The organism is uncultured Marivirga sp., assembly GCF_963974845.1.
GTDB classification, from domain to species: domain Bacteria; phylum Bacteroidota; class Bacteroidia; order Cytophagales; family Cyclobacteriaceae; genus Marivirga; species Marivirga harenae.
This window is the reverse complement of sequence record NZ_CAXBEQ010000004.1, coordinates 1-16,438: the sequence shown is the minus strand read 5'-3', so window position 1 is coordinate 16,438 and position 16,438 is coordinate 1. Positions and strand designations below refer to the sequence as shown.

At 33.2% G+C, this 16,438-nt stretch carries 18 protein-coding genes; 7 read left to right on the top strand and 11 right to left on the bottom strand.

Annotation, left to right across the window (positions count from 1 at the left end; translation table 11 throughout):
- Positions 1-13: 13 nt before the first annotated feature.
- Entirely contained in the window at positions 14-487 is a 474-nt protein-coding gene (locus AAC601_RS10025) for a cytidine deaminase (RefSeq protein ID WP_303270146.1), read from the bottom strand.
- Between the two features lie 97 nt (positions 488-584).
- Here AAC601_RS10025 and AAC601_RS10020 point away from each other — a divergent pair, with 97 nt between their 5' ends.
- Both AAC601_RS10020 and AAC601_RS10015 read left to right on the top strand, forming a co-directional pair.
- Positions 585-980, top strand: a complete 396-nt coding sequence (locus tag AAC601_RS10020; protein WP_340153167.1) for a hypothetical protein — start codon at positions 585-587, stop codon at positions 978-980.
- A 71-nt stretch (positions 981-1,051) separates the two neighbouring features.
- The gene (locus tag AAC601_RS10015; RefSeq protein WP_340153166.1) at positions 1,052-1,555 is read left to right on the top strand and encodes a hypothetical protein; all 504 of its coding nucleotides are present in this window, start codon (positions 1,052-1,054) and stop codon (positions 1,553-1,555) included.
- Here AAC601_RS10015 and deoC read toward each other — a convergent pair whose 3' ends face one another.
- Positions 1,556-2,206, bottom strand: a complete 651-nt coding sequence (deoC, locus tag AAC601_RS10010) for a deoxyribose-phosphate aldolase (protein WP_340153165.1) — start codon at positions 2,204-2,206, stop codon at positions 1,556-1,558.
- A 23-nt stretch (positions 2,207-2,229) separates the two neighbouring features.
- On the opposite strand from deoC, the gene AAC601_RS10005 reads away from it, so the two are divergent.
- Complete coding sequence (locus AAC601_RS10005; protein WP_340153164.1) at positions 2,230-3,486, top strand: aspartyl protease family protein; 1,257 nt, start codon at positions 2,230-2,232, stop codon at positions 3,484-3,486.
- Here the strand turns inward: AAC601_RS10005 and AAC601_RS10000 are convergent.
- On the bottom strand, positions 3,479-3,958 hold the full coding sequence (locus AAC601_RS10000; protein WP_340153163.1) for a hypothetical protein: 480 nt from the start codon (positions 3,956-3,958) through the stop codon (positions 3,479-3,481). The genes AAC601_RS10005 and AAC601_RS10000 overlap by 8 nt on opposite strands.
- Positions 3,959-4,103: 145 nt before the next feature.
- Between AAC601_RS10000 and AAC601_RS09995 the strand changes: the two genes are divergently transcribed.
- Positions 4,104-5,573 carry an SDR family oxidoreductase gene (locus AAC601_RS09995; RefSeq protein ID WP_340153162.1) on the top strand — a complete coding sequence of 490 codons (1,470 nt, stop codon included), beginning with the start codon at positions 4,104-4,106 and terminating at the stop codon, positions 5,571-5,573.
- Here AAC601_RS09995 and AAC601_RS09990 read toward each other — a convergent pair.
- Complete coding sequence (locus AAC601_RS09990; protein ID WP_340153161.1) at positions 5,534-6,562, bottom strand: glycosyltransferase family protein; 1,029 nt, start codon at positions 6,560-6,562, stop codon at positions 5,534-5,536. The genes AAC601_RS09995 and AAC601_RS09990 overlap by 40 nt on opposite strands.
- A gap of 233 nt (positions 6,563-6,795) precedes the next feature.
- Between AAC601_RS09990 and AAC601_RS09985 the strand changes: the two genes are divergently transcribed.
- From AAC601_RS09985 to AAC601_RS09975, 3 genes are all read left to right on the top strand, one after another.
- Positions 6,796-7,095, top strand: a complete 300-nt coding sequence (locus AAC601_RS09985; RefSeq protein ID WP_340153160.1) for a hypothetical protein — start codon at positions 6,796-6,798, stop codon at positions 7,093-7,095.
- Between the two features lie 112 nt (positions 7,096-7,207).
- Positions 7,208-8,785, top strand: a complete 1,578-nt coding sequence (locus tag AAC601_RS09980; protein WP_303270155.1) for a SulP family inorganic anion transporter — start codon at positions 7,208-7,210, stop codon at positions 8,783-8,785.
- A gap of 8 nt (positions 8,786-8,793) precedes the next feature.
- Complete coding sequence (locus AAC601_RS09975) at positions 8,794-9,426, top strand: carbonic anhydrase (RefSeq protein ID WP_303270156.1); 633 nt, start codon at positions 8,794-8,796, stop codon at positions 9,424-9,426.
- A 60-nt stretch (positions 9,427-9,486) separates the two neighbouring features.
- Here the strand turns inward: AAC601_RS09975 and AAC601_RS09970 are convergent, their stop codons facing one another.
- The 7 genes from AAC601_RS09970 to AAC601_RS09940 all read right to left on the bottom strand — a co-directional run bounded on the left by AAC601_RS09970 (position 9,487) and on the right by AAC601_RS09940 (position 16,208).
- A complete protein-coding gene (locus tag AAC601_RS09970; RefSeq protein ID WP_303270157.1) occupies positions 9,487-10,134 on the bottom strand; it encodes a protein-L-isoaspartate(D-aspartate) O-methyltransferase in 648 nt (215 codons plus the stop codon).
- A 117-nt stretch (positions 10,135-10,251) separates the two neighbouring features.
- On the bottom strand, positions 10,252-10,989 hold the full coding sequence (locus tag AAC601_RS09965) for a phenylalanine 4-monooxygenase (RefSeq protein WP_340153159.1): 738 nt from the start codon (positions 10,987-10,989) through the stop codon (positions 10,252-10,254).
- A gap of 242 nt (positions 10,990-11,231) precedes the next feature.
- Positions 11,232-11,669 (bottom strand): hypothetical protein, encoded by a 438-nt coding sequence (locus AAC601_RS09960; protein WP_303270159.1) that lies wholly within the window; start codon positions 11,667-11,669, stop codon positions 11,232-11,234.
- Positions 11,666-12,634, bottom strand: coding sequence for a hypothetical protein (locus tag AAC601_RS09955; RefSeq protein ID WP_340153158.1), 969 nt, complete (start codon positions 12,632-12,634; stop codon positions 11,666-11,668). The genes AAC601_RS09960 and AAC601_RS09955 overlap by 4 nt, the downstream gene beginning before the upstream one ends.
- The gene (locus AAC601_RS09950) at positions 12,603-13,784 is read right to left on the bottom strand and encodes a DUF4221 family protein (RefSeq protein WP_340153157.1); all 1,182 of its coding nucleotides are present in this window, start codon (positions 13,782-13,784) and stop codon (positions 12,603-12,605) included. Before AAC601_RS09950 ends, AAC601_RS09955 begins: the two co-directional genes overlap by 32 nt.
- Before the next feature lie 148 nt (positions 13,785-13,932).
- The gene (locus AAC601_RS09945) at positions 13,933-14,127 is read right to left on the bottom strand and encodes a hypothetical protein (protein ID WP_303270162.1); all 195 of its coding nucleotides are present in this window, start codon (positions 14,125-14,127) and stop codon (positions 13,933-13,935) included.
- 287 nt (positions 14,128-14,414) lie between these two features.
- Positions 14,415-16,208 (bottom strand): SLC13 family permease, encoded by a 1,794-nt coding sequence (locus AAC601_RS09940; protein WP_303270163.1) that lies wholly within the window; start codon positions 16,206-16,208, stop codon positions 14,415-14,417.
- Positions 16,209-16,438: the final 230 nt, after the last annotated feature.

The window sequence follows — 16,438 nt, the reverse complement described above, 5'->3', positions numbered from 1 at the left end:
AAGAACGGGTAGGTCAAAATACAAAAGAGAAAGGGAACAAATCAGTAGGTTTGTCAATCAAAACAAATTCTCCTTCCGAATTCATGAACAAAATTTCAAAAGCTTGTTGATGTCTCTTTTCAAATTCCAACATGACTTGCCTGCATCCACCACAAGGCGGGGCACTTGATAACTGATCGGCATTCTTTCTGCTTGCAGCAATCGCTATCCGTTTGAACTTTTGATCTGGTGCCTGAATACCTGCTCGATACATCGCAGTTCTTTCGGCACACAGTCCGGCTGGAAAGGATGCATTTTCTTGATTGGTTCCTGTAATAATTTCACCATTTTCTAATTCTATAGCTGCTCCAACTGTAAAACTGGAATATGGAGAATGCGAAAATTGTCGAGCCTCTAGTGCTGCACTCCACAATTTTTGATATTCAATTGGTAAATCCTCTGCGTTACTAAAGGTTTTGTATCCTATTTCAATTAGTTCTTTCTTCACAATAAGTCTAAATTATAATGGATTACAATATACTATTTCCGTAAAATTAAGTTCATTAATTTTACACAATAATTTTTAAGACTTGCGTTTCTAAAGTATGAATAAAGTTTGTTTTGTATTTATTGCCTGTGGTTTACTCCTTGCTTCATGTCAAAAGCAAGCCATAAACCAATCCCAACCATCTTACAGTAAGCAAAGTCCTTCTAGCTTGAATCCAGAAGCTAGAGAAAATTACGGACAAAGACCTATACCTAAGCAAGATACTTGGTTTTTCGGGCTTTTTAAAAAGAAGCAACAAGTCAGTTGGGGAGACCAGTTGGTGGAAGAATATGAGGAAAGAATGAAGCGGAATGCAAAAGCAAAGCGCAAGAAAGCCAAAGAAATGGAAAAACCCCAATACTCAGACTGGACATACTTTGGACATAAAAAAAAGCCTAAAAAGCGAGCTCCGGAAAAAATGAAGTATTGTGAAGAATGTGGTATTAGACATTAATTTGCCCACTAATGCTCAAAAAACCTTCTGTTTTTATGGATTTGGTTATATATTTGTAAAAATATAATTGAATGAAGCGCAGATTTTTTCCTTTTGATAAAAATTACTTGTTAGAGAATGTTCAGATGGAACATAAAAAAGTTTTAATGAATCAATTGGTTGAAATCGTCAAGGAAATCTATCTTTTACGTTATAATCCTCTTGGTCTTAAAGACAGTTCTATCAATAAAATTCTTAGCACAAAGAACTATAATTTCGAGGAACTCTCCGTTTTTTACGATGAACTTGCTGGATACTATCGATACAAGTATAGTTCAAATCAACTTGAACTTCTATTTGATGGTAGAGACCACCAAGAGAAATATATAGAGGATTGGTCACTAGCTTACAAAAAATGGATTGTTGAATTTTCCAAGTCTAAATATTTTCTAAAGGCTATTTTGGAAACCACTATTTTCTATCCAGATGACAAGCAATCACAATTGGCTTATTCCAGATTAAAAAATTATATCTCCGATTATTTCGGAATTAAGATATATAAATACAAAGGAATTGTGCCCATGAAAATAGCTTAGTTATTTCATTTTACATATTTCCGGGCCTGAAGATGTGCCGATTCTTTCTGCCCCAGCCTCAATAAACTGTAAAGCCTGCTCATAGGATTTTATCCCTCCGCTTGCCTTAATACCTACATGATCAGGTAAAACTGAACGCATTAATTGAACATGCTCCAGCTTAGCTCCCTCTGCTGCAAAACCTGTTGAAGTCTTTACAAAATCAGCACCGGCATCAGCACAAATCTTACAAGCCTCCTTAATTTCGCCATCATTCAGATAGGCTGTTTCTATAATCACTTTTAATATTTTCCCATTTTCATGAACCAGCTTCCCTATTTTTGCTATCTCAATTTTGGGCCACATCATTTGAGATTTAACAGCAGATATATTTAACACCATATCAATTTCATCCGCGCCATCTTTAATAGCCTGAATAGTTTCAGCTTCTTTGGTTTGACTCATCTGATAGCCTAAAGGAAACCCTATCACAGTAATTAAACTAATATTTGACTTACCAATGTCTCTTTTAACCTTTTTCACCCAAAATGGGGGGACACATATTCCAAAAATATTATTTTCTTGCACTTCATTTAATAACATTTCAATTTCATTTGAAGTTATTGTGGGTTTAAGGTTAGTATGCTCAATGTAATTTTGTATATTTCTCATATTCATCTAATTATTATCAAACTATGACCAAAAAGTGTATCCTCTATACTTTTTTAACTATACTACTATTAACCAATGAAATTAAAAAAGTTTCGGGTCAAAATTTAAAATTTGGATTTGAAATAAATGACAATAAGAGAAGTACTACTATCCCATTTGAATTAAATAGTAATCTTATAATCGTAAATGTACTTTTTGAAGGAGTAATCCCATTAAAGTTTATCGTGGATACTGGAGTCACCAATACCGTATTAATCGATAAGACTTATAGTGATATTTTAGATATAGAACCAGACCGAAAATTAATTCTAGTAGGTGCAGCAGGGATTAAGGAAGTTGAAGCCTACATTGTCAACCGAACAAATATCAAAGTCCAAAATATAACAGGTACAAACATCCCATTATTAATCTTAAAAGAAGATTACTTGAACCTTCAAAAAAACTTAGGCATAAAAATCCATGGAATTTTAGGATATGACTTCTTTAAAAATTTTATCGTCAGGGTTGATTACAAAAATGAGTTAATGAAATTTTATAGACCGGAGTATTTTAATAGACCAATGCTGTTTTACAAATGGATTGACATGAAAATAGAGCAAAGTAAACCTTATATTTTTCAAAAACTTCAAGTAAATGACAGCACGGAAATACTAAGTAAACTCATGATTGATACAGGAGCTTCACATCCATTAATGCTCCATAAAAATAGCAGTGAATACATTCAACTGCCAGAAAAAAATGTACGGGATATCTTGGGTGCAGGAATTGCGGGAACGATTGAAGGTCATGCGGCTAGAATCCCATTACTGACTATTGATAAATACACACTGGAAAATGTGGTTACAAATTATCCTGATTCTGGAGTTTATCAAGATATTATCCGAAGTACTGGCAGAAATGGAACTATCGGTGGTGGAGTACTAAAAAGATTCAAGCTATTTTTCGATTATGGAAATGAAAAATTATATCTCAGGAGAAATAGTCTAATTAGGGAAGACTTTGATCATGATATGAGCGGAATGACCGTAGTAGCCAAAGGAGAATATTTTTTAGAACCTTATTATGAAGTGGAAAAAGTACGAGAAGGTACACCTGCGTATACATCGGGAGTAAGAAAGGAAGATAAAATTATCAGTTTAAATGGAAACTCGGGCAAAGACCTAAGTTTGCAAAGAATTAATGAAACATTAAGCAAAAAGGAAGGAAAAAAAATAAAGCTTAAAGTAAAGAGAGCTGAGGAAATATTAACATTCACCTTTTACTTACAAGCTTTTATATAAACATCCTTTTAATGTTTCTTTTTCCTGAATAATACTTTATTCTAAAAAACTGTTGTGTTTTTTTGAATTTAAGTGCATTTCTTAAAGCATTATATATCCGATTACTATCTATGCCATCCTTGAGAATATACTCCTGAACTCCTGAGGTTACTTCCTGCTTATTATATGTTTTTAAAAGTATAATAGATATTGCTTCTTTGCTTAATTCATTAATATTCCTAATTATAGCCTTTAATGGATTTAGGCCTAAATTATCATCTAAGATAATACAGTTGGGATGCGTTAAATGAATTTTATTTAACATATCTGCTTGAGAGAAAGCAGTTTCTATTCTCTTTATTTTACCTTGTAAATCAAACAGTTTTTCATAGACAATGCTCATTTCAATGGGATTATTACCGACAAGAAGCACATTAATCTCATTTTCAACTAGTGAAGGACTTTTCCGGGATTTAATAACGAGCTTTGACATATACACTTTATTTAATACAATAAAATATTACTTAAATTAAAAATAGCAAAGAAGAATTATAATAGCTAAACATATTCTACAATAGGTCAGATTTATTCGATAAACGCTAGTTGTAACATTTTAGATTGCGAGAAGTTTTATAATTATGAAGATTCTACTTACAGGAGCAAATGGGTATATCGGAAGAAGGCTACTTCCTATTTTAGTGATGCAAGGACATGAGCTTGTTTGTTTAGTAAGAGATAAGAGAAGAATTGAACTTGAGGAAAAACTCATAGATAAAGTCCAATTTTTTGAAGCGGATCTGCTTAAACCAGAACAACTCCAAGATTTACCTAAAGACATTGAAGCTTCCTACTACTTAGTTCATTCGCTGGGTAGTTCTTCCAATGAATTCCAGCAAATGGAAAAAGATACTGCTAGTAATTATGTTGAAGCCCTCAATACAACTAATTGTAAGCAAATAATTTACTTAAGTGGGATTTCTAATGATCACTCACTATCCAAACACCTATCATCAAGAAAAAATGCAGAAGGTATATTAGCTTCAGCTAAAGCAGAATTAACCGTTTTAAGGGCAGCTATTATTATCGGGTCAGGTGGGGCCTCATTCGAAATCATCCGTGATTTGGTAGAAAAACTCCCAGTAATGGTAGCTCCAAAATGGCTCCGAACTCGTTGTCAGCCCATTGCCGTTAGAAATGTTATCAATTATCTATCTGGAATTATTGGGAAAAATGAATCTTATGGTAAAACTTACGATATAGGAGGCCCTGATATTTTGACCTACAAAGAGATGCTTCTCATCTTTGCCAAAGTACGAGGCCTAAAAAGATATATCATCACACTTCCAGTACTGACTCCTAGATTAAGTTCATATTGGCTTCATTTTGTAACAGCAACGAGTTATAAAATTGCAAGCAGCTTAGTGTCAAGCATGAAAAATGAAGTGATAGTTCAAAACAAAGGAATCGAAAACATTGTACCACAAGAACTCATTCCTTATAGCGAAGCGGTGAAAATGGCTTTTGATAGAATTGCTCAAAATGAGGTGGTTTCCAGCTGGAAAGATGCATTTGCTAGTTCGAAAATCAATACCGAATTAATGGAATTTGTCCAAGTCCCTACATACGGATGCTTTGTTGATAAAAGGACGGCCACATTTCGCAGGCAGCGATCCGAAGTACTGCAGAATATTTGGGAAATTGGTGGTGATCGTGGGTGGTATTACTGGAATTTCTTATGGAAAATTAGGGGCTACCTTGACAAGGCTGTCGGAGGGGTTGGACTACGTAGAGGCAGAAGAAGCCCTGACCAATTAGTGGTCGGTGATTCATTGGATTTTTGGCGAGTCTTAGTGGCTGATAAACAAGAAGGGAGATTATTGTTATATGCTGAAATGCGATTACCTGGTGAAGCGTGGTTAGAATTTAAAATCACTAAGGACAATGAAGAGAATAAACTCACACAAACTGCCACTTTCAGACCACACGGTTTATTTGGAAGATTATATTGGTACAGTGTCTTTATTTTTCATGAATTTATTTTCAAGGGAATGATGAATAGAATTATTAATCACGGAGAAAATGAAAAAGATTCGGCAGTAGTAGTATAATAAGGATCTACATTTTCACAGACTAGTCTTCTGACAATTGCATCCGTTTGATTTGGGTAATTGATATTGATAACATTTGCTTCAGTAATGAAAAGCTTTAAGGTATCTAATTGTGACAATTTCAAAGAGTTAATCACTCTTACACCCATTTTTTGTAAAGCAACGGCATTGCACTGTTGTTCATATTGCCCTCTCATCGGAATTACGAGTAACTTCTTTTGAAGAAACAATGCCTCCGCAGGACCTTCAAAACCAGCGCCACAAATAAGACCCTCACATGCTGCAAGACTCTGAAGATACAATTGATTATCAATAGGAATAATCTCAATATTCCCCACCTTTTTTGCTGCAGTGCAATGCTTTGAAAACACTTTGCAGGACACTTCCAGTACTGATAAAACTTTGACTATTCTTTCGTCACTATATGCAGGTAAATAAACAGTATAAAAATCACCTTCCTTCGTCTTTAGATCTCGGATTTCCTGTCTAATAATAGGGAGATAGATTTTATCCGCATAAGTTTTAAAATGAAAACCATAAGATTGATTGACAGGAGCGTAATATTTCAGTATCAAATAACCTAGCCAATCTGTTTTCATTGGTTTTGGAGAAAAAGGATGAATAACGGCTGATTGATGGCTTAATCCGACACATTTCTTTGCTTTCAATAAACACGCCCAAGCAGAAATAGCTTCAAAGTCATTAATGATTAAATCATATTGGTGCACATCTAAATTCCATATTTCCTGTATAAAGCGGAAGAGGTTCATCCTTTTTAATGTTTTAAAAATATCGACACCTCCCCTTTTGCCAAAAATGAAGCTAACACCAAATAATTGATATCGCACTGGATAATTCAATTTAACGTCCGCTTGTGTCCCACTGATCAGTATATCAAGCTCCCCATATTGCTGCAATAAAGGAATAACATCCCTAGCTCTACTGATATGTCCATTTCCAGTACCTTGAATCGCATATAAAATTTTCATCCTTTTTTTTTAGAAAGATATATGTGGGAAATGAACTGATTATAAAGTAGAAATAAAGAAATTATGAATTTTTGAAATTGATATAATTTGAATGTTAAAGTTCATTTTTACCATTTAAGTATTTTATATTATTTATTTAAAAATTTAATACTTAATTTTGATGTATAGAGAGCTTTTTAGTGAAACCGATACAAATCACCATATCAATATTCTTTTTTGTTTGTCTCTTCAATGTGGCTTTCATACCGCAAATATGTCTAAATGCTATCGAAGATTTACAGCACAAAGAGGTGACCAATAACATTTTAGGAGAAGAATCAACAAACGGCTTGAATATTTTTGAGGAAGAAAGCAAAGAATCTTCTAAAGAAAATAATGAGGATGAAAATAATAATCTGAATCTGAAAGCAATGGCTTTATTTAGAGCGTCTGTTCATAATTTCATTCATGAATCGCTTGTTAATAGTTTTTTTCATTCCAATCACTACCAATCAGTTTCGGTGTTAAACACCACACCACCCCCTAAACTATAATTCACATAGTTTTTAACCTTACATTTTTTAAGGTAAATACACAGTATACTTATTATCACTGTTGTACATTTTTCACAATTACGATTTTACAAAAAACTTCAATTGATTAACAATGAGTGAATCAAAATTTACAAAATATACAGGAATCACCTTTAATCATTTAAAAAGTGATTCTCTTTCTAGTTTAGTAGTATTTCTAGTGGCTATGCCGCTATGTTTAGGGATTGCCTTGGCATCAGGTGCGCCATTATTCTCTGGTTTAGTAACAGGTATAGTTGGTGGTGTGGTGGTTGCCTTACTGAGTGGTAGTCAATTAGCCGTTTCAGGTCCTGCAGCAGGATTAGCTGTAATTGTTTATAACGGAATTGAAGATATAGGATTTTTTGAAGGATTCTTAGTTGCCGTAGTTTTAGCCGGTGTTATCCAATTACTTTTAGGATATCTAAAAGCTGGAACAATTGGTAATTATTTTCCTTCTTCTGTAATTAAAGGAATGTTGGCGGCCATTGGTATATTACTGATCATAAAACAAATACCTCACATCTTCGGATATGATGAAGATTATTTAGGGGATTTGGATTTTTGGCAAAATAATGATGAAAATGCATTATCTGCCCTAGTTTCTGCATTTGAAAATATAGATCCTACAGCTTTCATAATTTCAATAATATCATTGGTGATTTTAATTGGCTGGAATTACATTAAAAATAACAGCATAAAATCTATACCTGCCCCTTTAATAGTTGTTTTTGTAGGGGTCGGAATAAATGCCATTTTCCTTGCATTAGATAACGGGATGGCTCTGTCTCAAAAGCACCTAGTAACTATCCCTGTCTTAGGTGAAGATACTTCCTTTGAAAATTTATTTGTATTTCCTGACTGGTCAATCTTAACAGAACCAGTAGTTTATACGGTAGCCATTACAATCGCAATCGTTGCAAGTTTAGAGACTCTTTTAAGTGTTGATGCTGTAGATAAATTAGATCCGCAGAAAAGAAGAACTCCTTTAAACCGAGAAATGAAAGCACAAGGAGTGGGTAATATTATTGCAGGTTTTCTAGGAGGACTACCCATGACTGCTGTTATTATTAGAGGGACAGTTAATATAAATTCTGGTGCTAAAACTAAATTATCGGCATTTTTTCACGGTATTTTATTAATTGTTGCCATCCTATTAATTCCTACGATTATCAATATGATACCATATGCGAGTTTGGCTGCTATACTCTTGGTAACAGGTTATAAACTAGCCAATATTTCACTCTGGAAAAGAATGTATAAAATCGGCCCTACTCAATTCTATCCATTTGTGGTTACAATTGTGGCAATTGTATTCACAGATCTATTAATAGGTATTGTAATAGGATTACTAGTGGGACTGTTAAATATTCTGATTAAGAATATGAAAAACACTTATTCATTTGATGCCAAGAAACATCAGGAAGGTGATCCGATTGTTTTAAAATTATCTGATGAAGTATCTTTCTTAAATAAGGCAAGTATGGTTAAAACTTTAGACAGTGTACCTAAGGACTCCAAAGTTATAATCGATGCTCAAAAATCATCATTCATCGATTTTGATGTGATCGAAGCCATTGAATTGTTCACAAATGAAGGTGCCAAATACAAAAATATAGAAGTAGAGCTACAAGGCTTTGAAAAATTTCATGAAAAATATAGTGTAAAATAAATACAATTATGGAACAACAAAAATATTCTAAGTTATTCGAAAACAACAAAAAATGGGTTGAAGAAAAGTTAAATATTGACCCACAGTATTTTGAAAATCATGCAAAAGGACAAAGTCCTAAATATCTATATATAGGCTGTGCTGATAGCCGTTTACCCGTAAATGAGATGACGGGGACGTCTTCTGGAGAATTATTTATTCATAGAAATGTAGCCAATATGGTGGTTCATACAGATAACAACTTAATGTCTGTTTTACAGTATGCTGTCCAAGTTTTGAAAGTTGAACATGTAGTTGTATGCGGACATTATGGTTGTGGTGGTGTAGCAGCAGCTCTTGAAAATAAGAGCTTAGGGCTTATTGATTCGTGGTTGATGAATATTAAAGAAAGTTATCAAAAAAATAGAAACTTTGTAGATAGTGCTGAAACTAAGGAAGCTAAAGTTAACCGATTGGTCGAAAGTAATGTAAAGGAACAAGTTTACAATCTATATAAAACGAGCTATGTTCAAGAAGGAATCAAATCACATGACTTGCAAATCCATGGCTGGGTTTATGATCTAAAAGAAGGACTTCTTAAGGACTTGGAAATAAATGCAGAGAAAGATTTCAAAGAAATGACTCTTTATACATTTAACTGATTTTTTTTCTAGACATGCAGGAACGACTTAACCCAGGGATAAGTCGTTCTTTTTTTATGCTTATTTCCAACCATCCTCTCCTTTCAAGGGTACAAAACTAAAATTAGAAAATACTTCCTTTGAAATCTTGCGTTCAGTGTTTTTCGTCAAACGTAACATTTGCTGGACATTATCATCACCCACTGGAATAACTAGACAACCACCAATGGACAATTGTTCTATTAGAGAATTTGGGACGGTTGGAGCACCTGCTGTTACTATAATCTTATCAAACGGGGCATGTTTAGACAAGCCTTTGGAACCGTCTCCACTAAAGAAAAGTGGTTTATATCCCATTTCTGGTAAAAATCTTCTGGTGCGTTCATACAAATCTCTTTGATACTCTATGGTATACACCTTTGTTCCCAACTCACATAATACGCATGCCTGATAGCCTGAACCTGTTCCGATTTCCAATACCTTATCTCCTGCTTTTACATTTAATAATTCGGTTTGAAACGCTACAGTATACGGTTGCGAAATGGTTTGACCGTGCCCAATAGGAAAGGCTTTATCTTGATAAGCATGCTCGAGGAAGGCATTCTCGAAAAATACATGACGAGGTACTTTTCCCATAGCAGATAAAACACTTTCATCTTCTATCCCTTTTTCGCGCAGCTTTTGAATTAATCTCCTACGCATTCCCTGATGTTTATAACTGTCTACCATTGCTTATCAAACTTAGGAAAAATTCAGGAATGGAAGAGTAGAAAAGGTAAAAATTACAAACTTAGATATATGAAAACCTTCCAGCTTTGAAAAAAGCCAGAAGGCCGACTTAAATCATCAAGGAATACTTATTGGCTCTTTCTGCAATCTATCCTCAATTACTTTATCGATATGACCTAAAGAACTATATAGTTGTTCATAATCATCAATGATAAAGTATTTTGTTTGAAACTTGTCCTTTCTATAACTACTGTCAATAATAGCTTCTACATTATAATCGAAGTGTTCAGGTTCATTTGAAATGGAGAATTTGGTTTCTCCAGGCGATGAAATAATTCCAGCACCATAAATTCTTAAATCGCCTTCTTCCCTGATTAAACCGAACTCGATAGTAAACCAGTAAATTCTACTCAAGAGGTGAATTGCCCAGTCATTATCTAAATGTTTGAGACCAATTTTTGCAAGACCTTGTAAGAAATCAACAAATGGCTGATTTGTCAATAATGGGATGTGCCCAAATACATCATGAAACATATCTGGCTCTTCCAGGTAATCCAACTGCTCTCGAGTTCTCAGCCAGGTAGTAGCTGGAAAAATTCTATTGCTCAAGAGTTCAAAGAACTTATCATCATCTACAATTCCTGGAACCGCTGCCACTTGCCACCCGGTCAATTCTTTAAGGTACTTATTAGTTTCCTTAAAATTGGGTATAGCTTTTTCTGTAAAATGAATCTTATCGATTCCATCTACAAACTCTTTAGTTGCTACTTTTTTGATGTTTTGAAATTGTCTCCCGAAAAGGATTCCCCAAACCTCTTGGTCTTCGGTGGTGTAATTGTCATAAATTTGCTCCATGCTACTATTAATTAATTTTTAATGTTAGTGTTTAAAATTTGGACATAAAAAAAGCCCGATTCCATTGGAACCGGGCTTGGTATATTTTCAATTTGAAATATGTCTTACATCATATGCATAACACTACCATTACCGATTCCTGTCGGGGCTAGATAATAGTAATAATATGTGTTGCGCTTAAAATTCATCTTGCCAAAGATAATAGTGGAATAATTAAAAACAAATGAAATTTGTAATATTATTTATATTTCAAGTAAACTATCTAAGATTCTAATTTCATCAACCTTAATGTTTTGATGCGAATAAGTATTTCCATCTCCATCAAATTGCAAAAAAAGAGGATCATGGCTATAAATATCATAAGGAAAGAAATCTTTTTCCTTTACCTCATATATATTCCAATTATCTGATTCATATTCGGCTCGATCAAAGTAGCCCCCTCTTTCCATATTGCCAATAAAAACAAGATTGAGACGATTAATTTCATTCTTCAAAAGGAAGCTATTATTGATTTCTAAACAACCACTACAAGATTTCATATCAATAACGTAAAATTGCTGATTGCTTCTTTGAGTTTCATTTAAATTTAATTCTTCCTCAATAAATTTTTCAAACTTATCTGATTTGTCACACGATAGATTAAGAAGTATAATAAGTAACAATAAAGTAAATCTTTTCATAATTTATGTAAATCTTCAATTGGCACTAAATAAAATCCATAACCTCCTTTAAATTTATCTCTGAGCATGATTTTCCCATTAAAAAAGCCACCATTTAATTTGTTTAGGGTTACATTGAAATCATTTAGAACTTCCGACTCGAAATCATCTTCATTAAAATTATATATTCTTAATTTAGTTTGCTCTCCTTCTAGAGGATAATATTTCACCAAATAATATTGACTATCTACCTTATTGTAAAAAATTTCAATGCTCTGATCTGACTCTACTTCCTTAGATAAATCAAGAACGCTCACTTTAAAATCATCCAAATCAAGCTTAGTAAATGAATTTGAAATTTTATCAGAGAAACATAATTCTCCATTATTATTCATATAATAATTATGAGGATAACTTATGCTTTTATAACTAAAATCATTTCGTTCAGTATTATTCAATCTTACTTTTTTGGAATTAATTAAATTAAAAGATTTGTCATAATATTGAAATTCGTAATCCGTATGCTTCCTTTTATTTTTAATATCTATACCTAAATAAGCATTTGATAAAAATAGAAAATTAGTTGCTTTTATATCGTTCTGTCTGAGATCTCTATTATCCAATCTTTCAATGGTTTCAAAACGATTGTTTTTGAAGGATATTAAAGCAAACTCCTTCATAAATGAAATCGAAAACAAGCTATCATTCAAAACTGTAATATTTTGAACAATGCCGGCATTTGACCAGTCTTCCAATTCCAGTGTATCTTGATGTAAATTATTGCTATCAAGTAATAATAACCTTTGCGAATTGGAAAACATCCTGCTATTTTCACTTAGAATGGTAAGACTACCCATTTGCTCATCGGATGGGCTATAAAAAATATAAGATTCAGGTATTTCCTGTGCATAATGGGTTGAACTAACAACCAATAATTGAAGCAATAACAGATGTCTAAAAATTAATCTTAACCAAATCAAATTCATATTTTTCTTCATTATTTTCTGTAGACCAAGCACTTTCTTTACTAATCAAAAGTCCATCCTGAGTAGGTAATATATGCAAGAAGTTATAAATTGAAGCTGGAAATTCCACCTCGCCTAAAACTTCAAATTCGGGAGTAAATGCTATAAGAAACCAGTTAGCTTTCATTTTATGAACATTCTCTTCACTATTATGTGTACTACTTTTAAAAATTCGGTAATAAACATTTTGATATTTATCATAAATAAGATTTACATAACCTTCGTCATTATTAAAAGCATCTAATTCTTCCTCTGTGCTATATCCTTTTTTATTTTCAATATCGAATAAGGTAACATCCCCTTTCGCACTATTGCTTTCTACATTGAAAAACTCATCTTCTTTCACACTAAAAACCTCACTTGAATTATAAAAATTTATCAGTAAATCCTCAGTATCTGTATTCAAGCAAAAAGTATTGAATGGGTTGTTCGGTGCATTCTTTTGATCATAAATTTCAGGCCATCTTCCGGAAAATTGACTGAACTCTAAAGTTTCAAAATCGAATTTAGAAATCAATGGAGCACTATAGAAGGTTTTTCTATCATTGAAACCATCTAGATACGAATTTGGAACAGTATTGATAATTAATTCTTTACTCTGATTATTATATGAAAAGGGAATATAGAAATTGCCATTTTGTGTTATAGAAAATGGGAAAAATTGACTGTCAGAACCCGTAATATCATTAAATAGTTTAGAGGGATATTGATTATCTACCATTCTAAAACTATTCATCACTTCACCTTCCTGATTAATTAATTGAAATGAACTAGCATCAAGCGAAAATAGAAAAATAGAGTCCATATTATGGTAACAAAATGAGCTTACCGGATAAATTCTATTTGGTCCCTCGCTTTCCAATTGAGTTGAAAAGAGAAACTTATTTTCTTTCAAACTGAAGAAATCCAATTTGCTGAAATTACGATCAAGTCCTACAAATTCATCCTCACCTACTAACTGAATTTGACTATGTTCATATTGTACATCAGCATTTATCGGTATTTCAATTGATTTTAAAACTGAAAAGTCTAATGTATTATTTTCTACTTCTTTTAATTTGGAACATGAACAAATAATAAAAAATATAAGATATAAACCTTTAAATTTCATGTCTATAATATTGTTTTTTACGGCCACATGGAATCTTTGATTAAAAATTCATCTTCGGTTAGTGTGTAATTCGCAGCTAAGTTTTTAATGTCGATTTCATATAAGTCCTTTAAAGGTTGACTAATTAAAGTCAACCCTTTAAGTTAAATTAAATTGATTCTGCAAAAATTCTACACCGATGACAATCAGTTCCGAAGCCATAACAAACTCCTAAAGTTTGGTTACCTCGTTCAACACCGTTTTTGCAATGTGGAGGTCTTGCTTCTGAATAATTGTTCATCCCGAACAATAATGCTGCTGAGAAAATGCCTATAGACATTAAATACATTACTTTCTTTCTCATAATTTCTTTGTTAAAAAAGTTGAAAATTTATTTAATATCAAAACTCAACCTTAACTCACGCCTAAATCAAAAAAACTAGCTAGCATTTGTAATCCATCAATTGGGGTTTTCTGTAAGGTTTTATTTCGAAACTTCACAAATGAAGAAAAAAAAAAAACGTAAACACAAAATAAATTACAATAAGTATTCAATAATTAGTTCAATGTTACTACAATAGGCAGGAAAAATAGTTACTGATTCGAATAACTATATTTTTAATAGATTGAACCTTTTTATAAAAATTACACCTAAAAAGAATAAAAAATAGGTATTAGTAAAGAGGCAATGATCCAGAAGATAATTCCTAGTGGTGCTCCAATTTTAAAGAAATCTTTAAAATCATAATTACCAGCACTATAGACCATGGTATTGGTTTGGTATCCTATTGGGGTCATGAAGCTCGCACTTCCAGCCATCATCACTGCAATTAAAAAGGGTAATGGACTAAAACTTAAAGCCTCTGCTATTGACATGGCAAGTGGCGCCATTAAAGCCGCAGCAGCATTATTGGATATTATTTCAGTAAACAGCATAGTAATCAAATAAATTCCGGCTATCATAATGAACGGGGCTGTCTGATTTTCTGTAAATGCTAAAAAATTAGTGACCAACCAGTCATTCAAGCCACTTTTTTCCATAGCAGTACCGAAACTTAATGAACCTGCTAGCAAAAAAATCACTTGCCAGTCTATCGAGCGATAAGCATCCGTCATACTTATGATCCTGAAAATACCCAATAAAAACACACCAGCCCACGCGGAAGCGACAATAGGGAGAATATTAAAAGTAGCAGCAACAATTACTAAAGCTAAAACAATAGAAGATATATAAAGCTTTCGTTTGTCGGGTATATCTAAATCGCTTTCCCTGACAGACAAAAAAGGTGCATTAGGGTTGCTTTCCGCCTTTTGTAATAATTCATGACCTTTTTGACTAGTTTGTAATAATAGAATATCCCCCACCTTCAATCGGATGTTTTCCATATCTTTGAATTGACGTTTACCTCTATGTCTGATGGCCAATAGATGAGAATGATAATTTTTCAAGAAATTGATATTCTTCAATTTCTTATCCACCAAGTGTGTCCCTGGCATTATAATCACTTCAACTACTTTAGTCTCTTCTTCTGGGAAATATTTATCAGTAATCGATTTCACGATGGACAGATGCTGATCGGCTACCACTTTTTTTACTTTATCGAGCTCCCCTTTAATCAACATCACATCTCCAGCTTGCAGGCGAGTATTCATTTTTGGATTTTTAATGGAACTGTCTTCCCTTCTCAATTCCTGTACCTCAAATGTTAAATCCTTTCTTTTGAATAACCCTTCAATACTAATACCCGTTTTTTCATCAGGTAATTCTTTTATTTTAACCTCTGTTAGAAATTTTGTGATCTGACTATCATCTTGCAAAGGTTTAACCTGAGATTCCTTCGGCAGTAAGTACTTTCCCGCAAACATTAAATACAATAAACCTACTACTAGAAATACCAAGCCCATAGGAGCCATTGTAAACAAACCGATACCTTCGAAGCCTTTATCTTTAGCAATACCTGCTACTAGCAAATTGGTAGAAGTTCCTATTAAAGTACATGTCCCTCCTAAAATAGCACCATACGACAATGGAATTAAAAATTTAGAAGGGTGCAAAGACAATTTTTTAGCCGCTTTCGAAACAATTGGAATAAATGTTGCTACCACTGGTGTGTTATTTATGAATGCCGATAACAAGCCGACTCCTGAACTCATTCCTAAAATAGCTCCACCGTAAGTTTTGCTGAATAACCGAGTAACCAAAGGAGCTAGTAGCTTTATTACACCTGCCCTGATCATCGCACTACTTAAGATGAACATGGCCGTTACAGTGAGTGTAGCACTATTAGCAAATCCTCTAAAGCTTTCTTCGGGTTCTAAAATTCCAAAAACAATCCAAACTACCATAACCCCAATTGCCACTAAATCTACTCGCACTGCTTCTGTAGCGAATAACACAATCGCTGACAATATGACTACAATAGTGATTATAAAGGATAGTTCCATATATTTCTAATATATGTGCCTTCATCTTGGAAAACAAGAATTAGGATTGATTTTAAAGCATGGAATATCAGAATAAATAAGAATAGGTTTATCAAGCAATCTAATCCCGACTTTGATAAAAGTTTAATATTCAACCAACCTTTACATTTTAGGCATAAAAAAACCCTGATAGAATCATCTATCAGGGTTAAAATAAAAGTTGGCAACGACTTACTCTCCCACCTTTTACG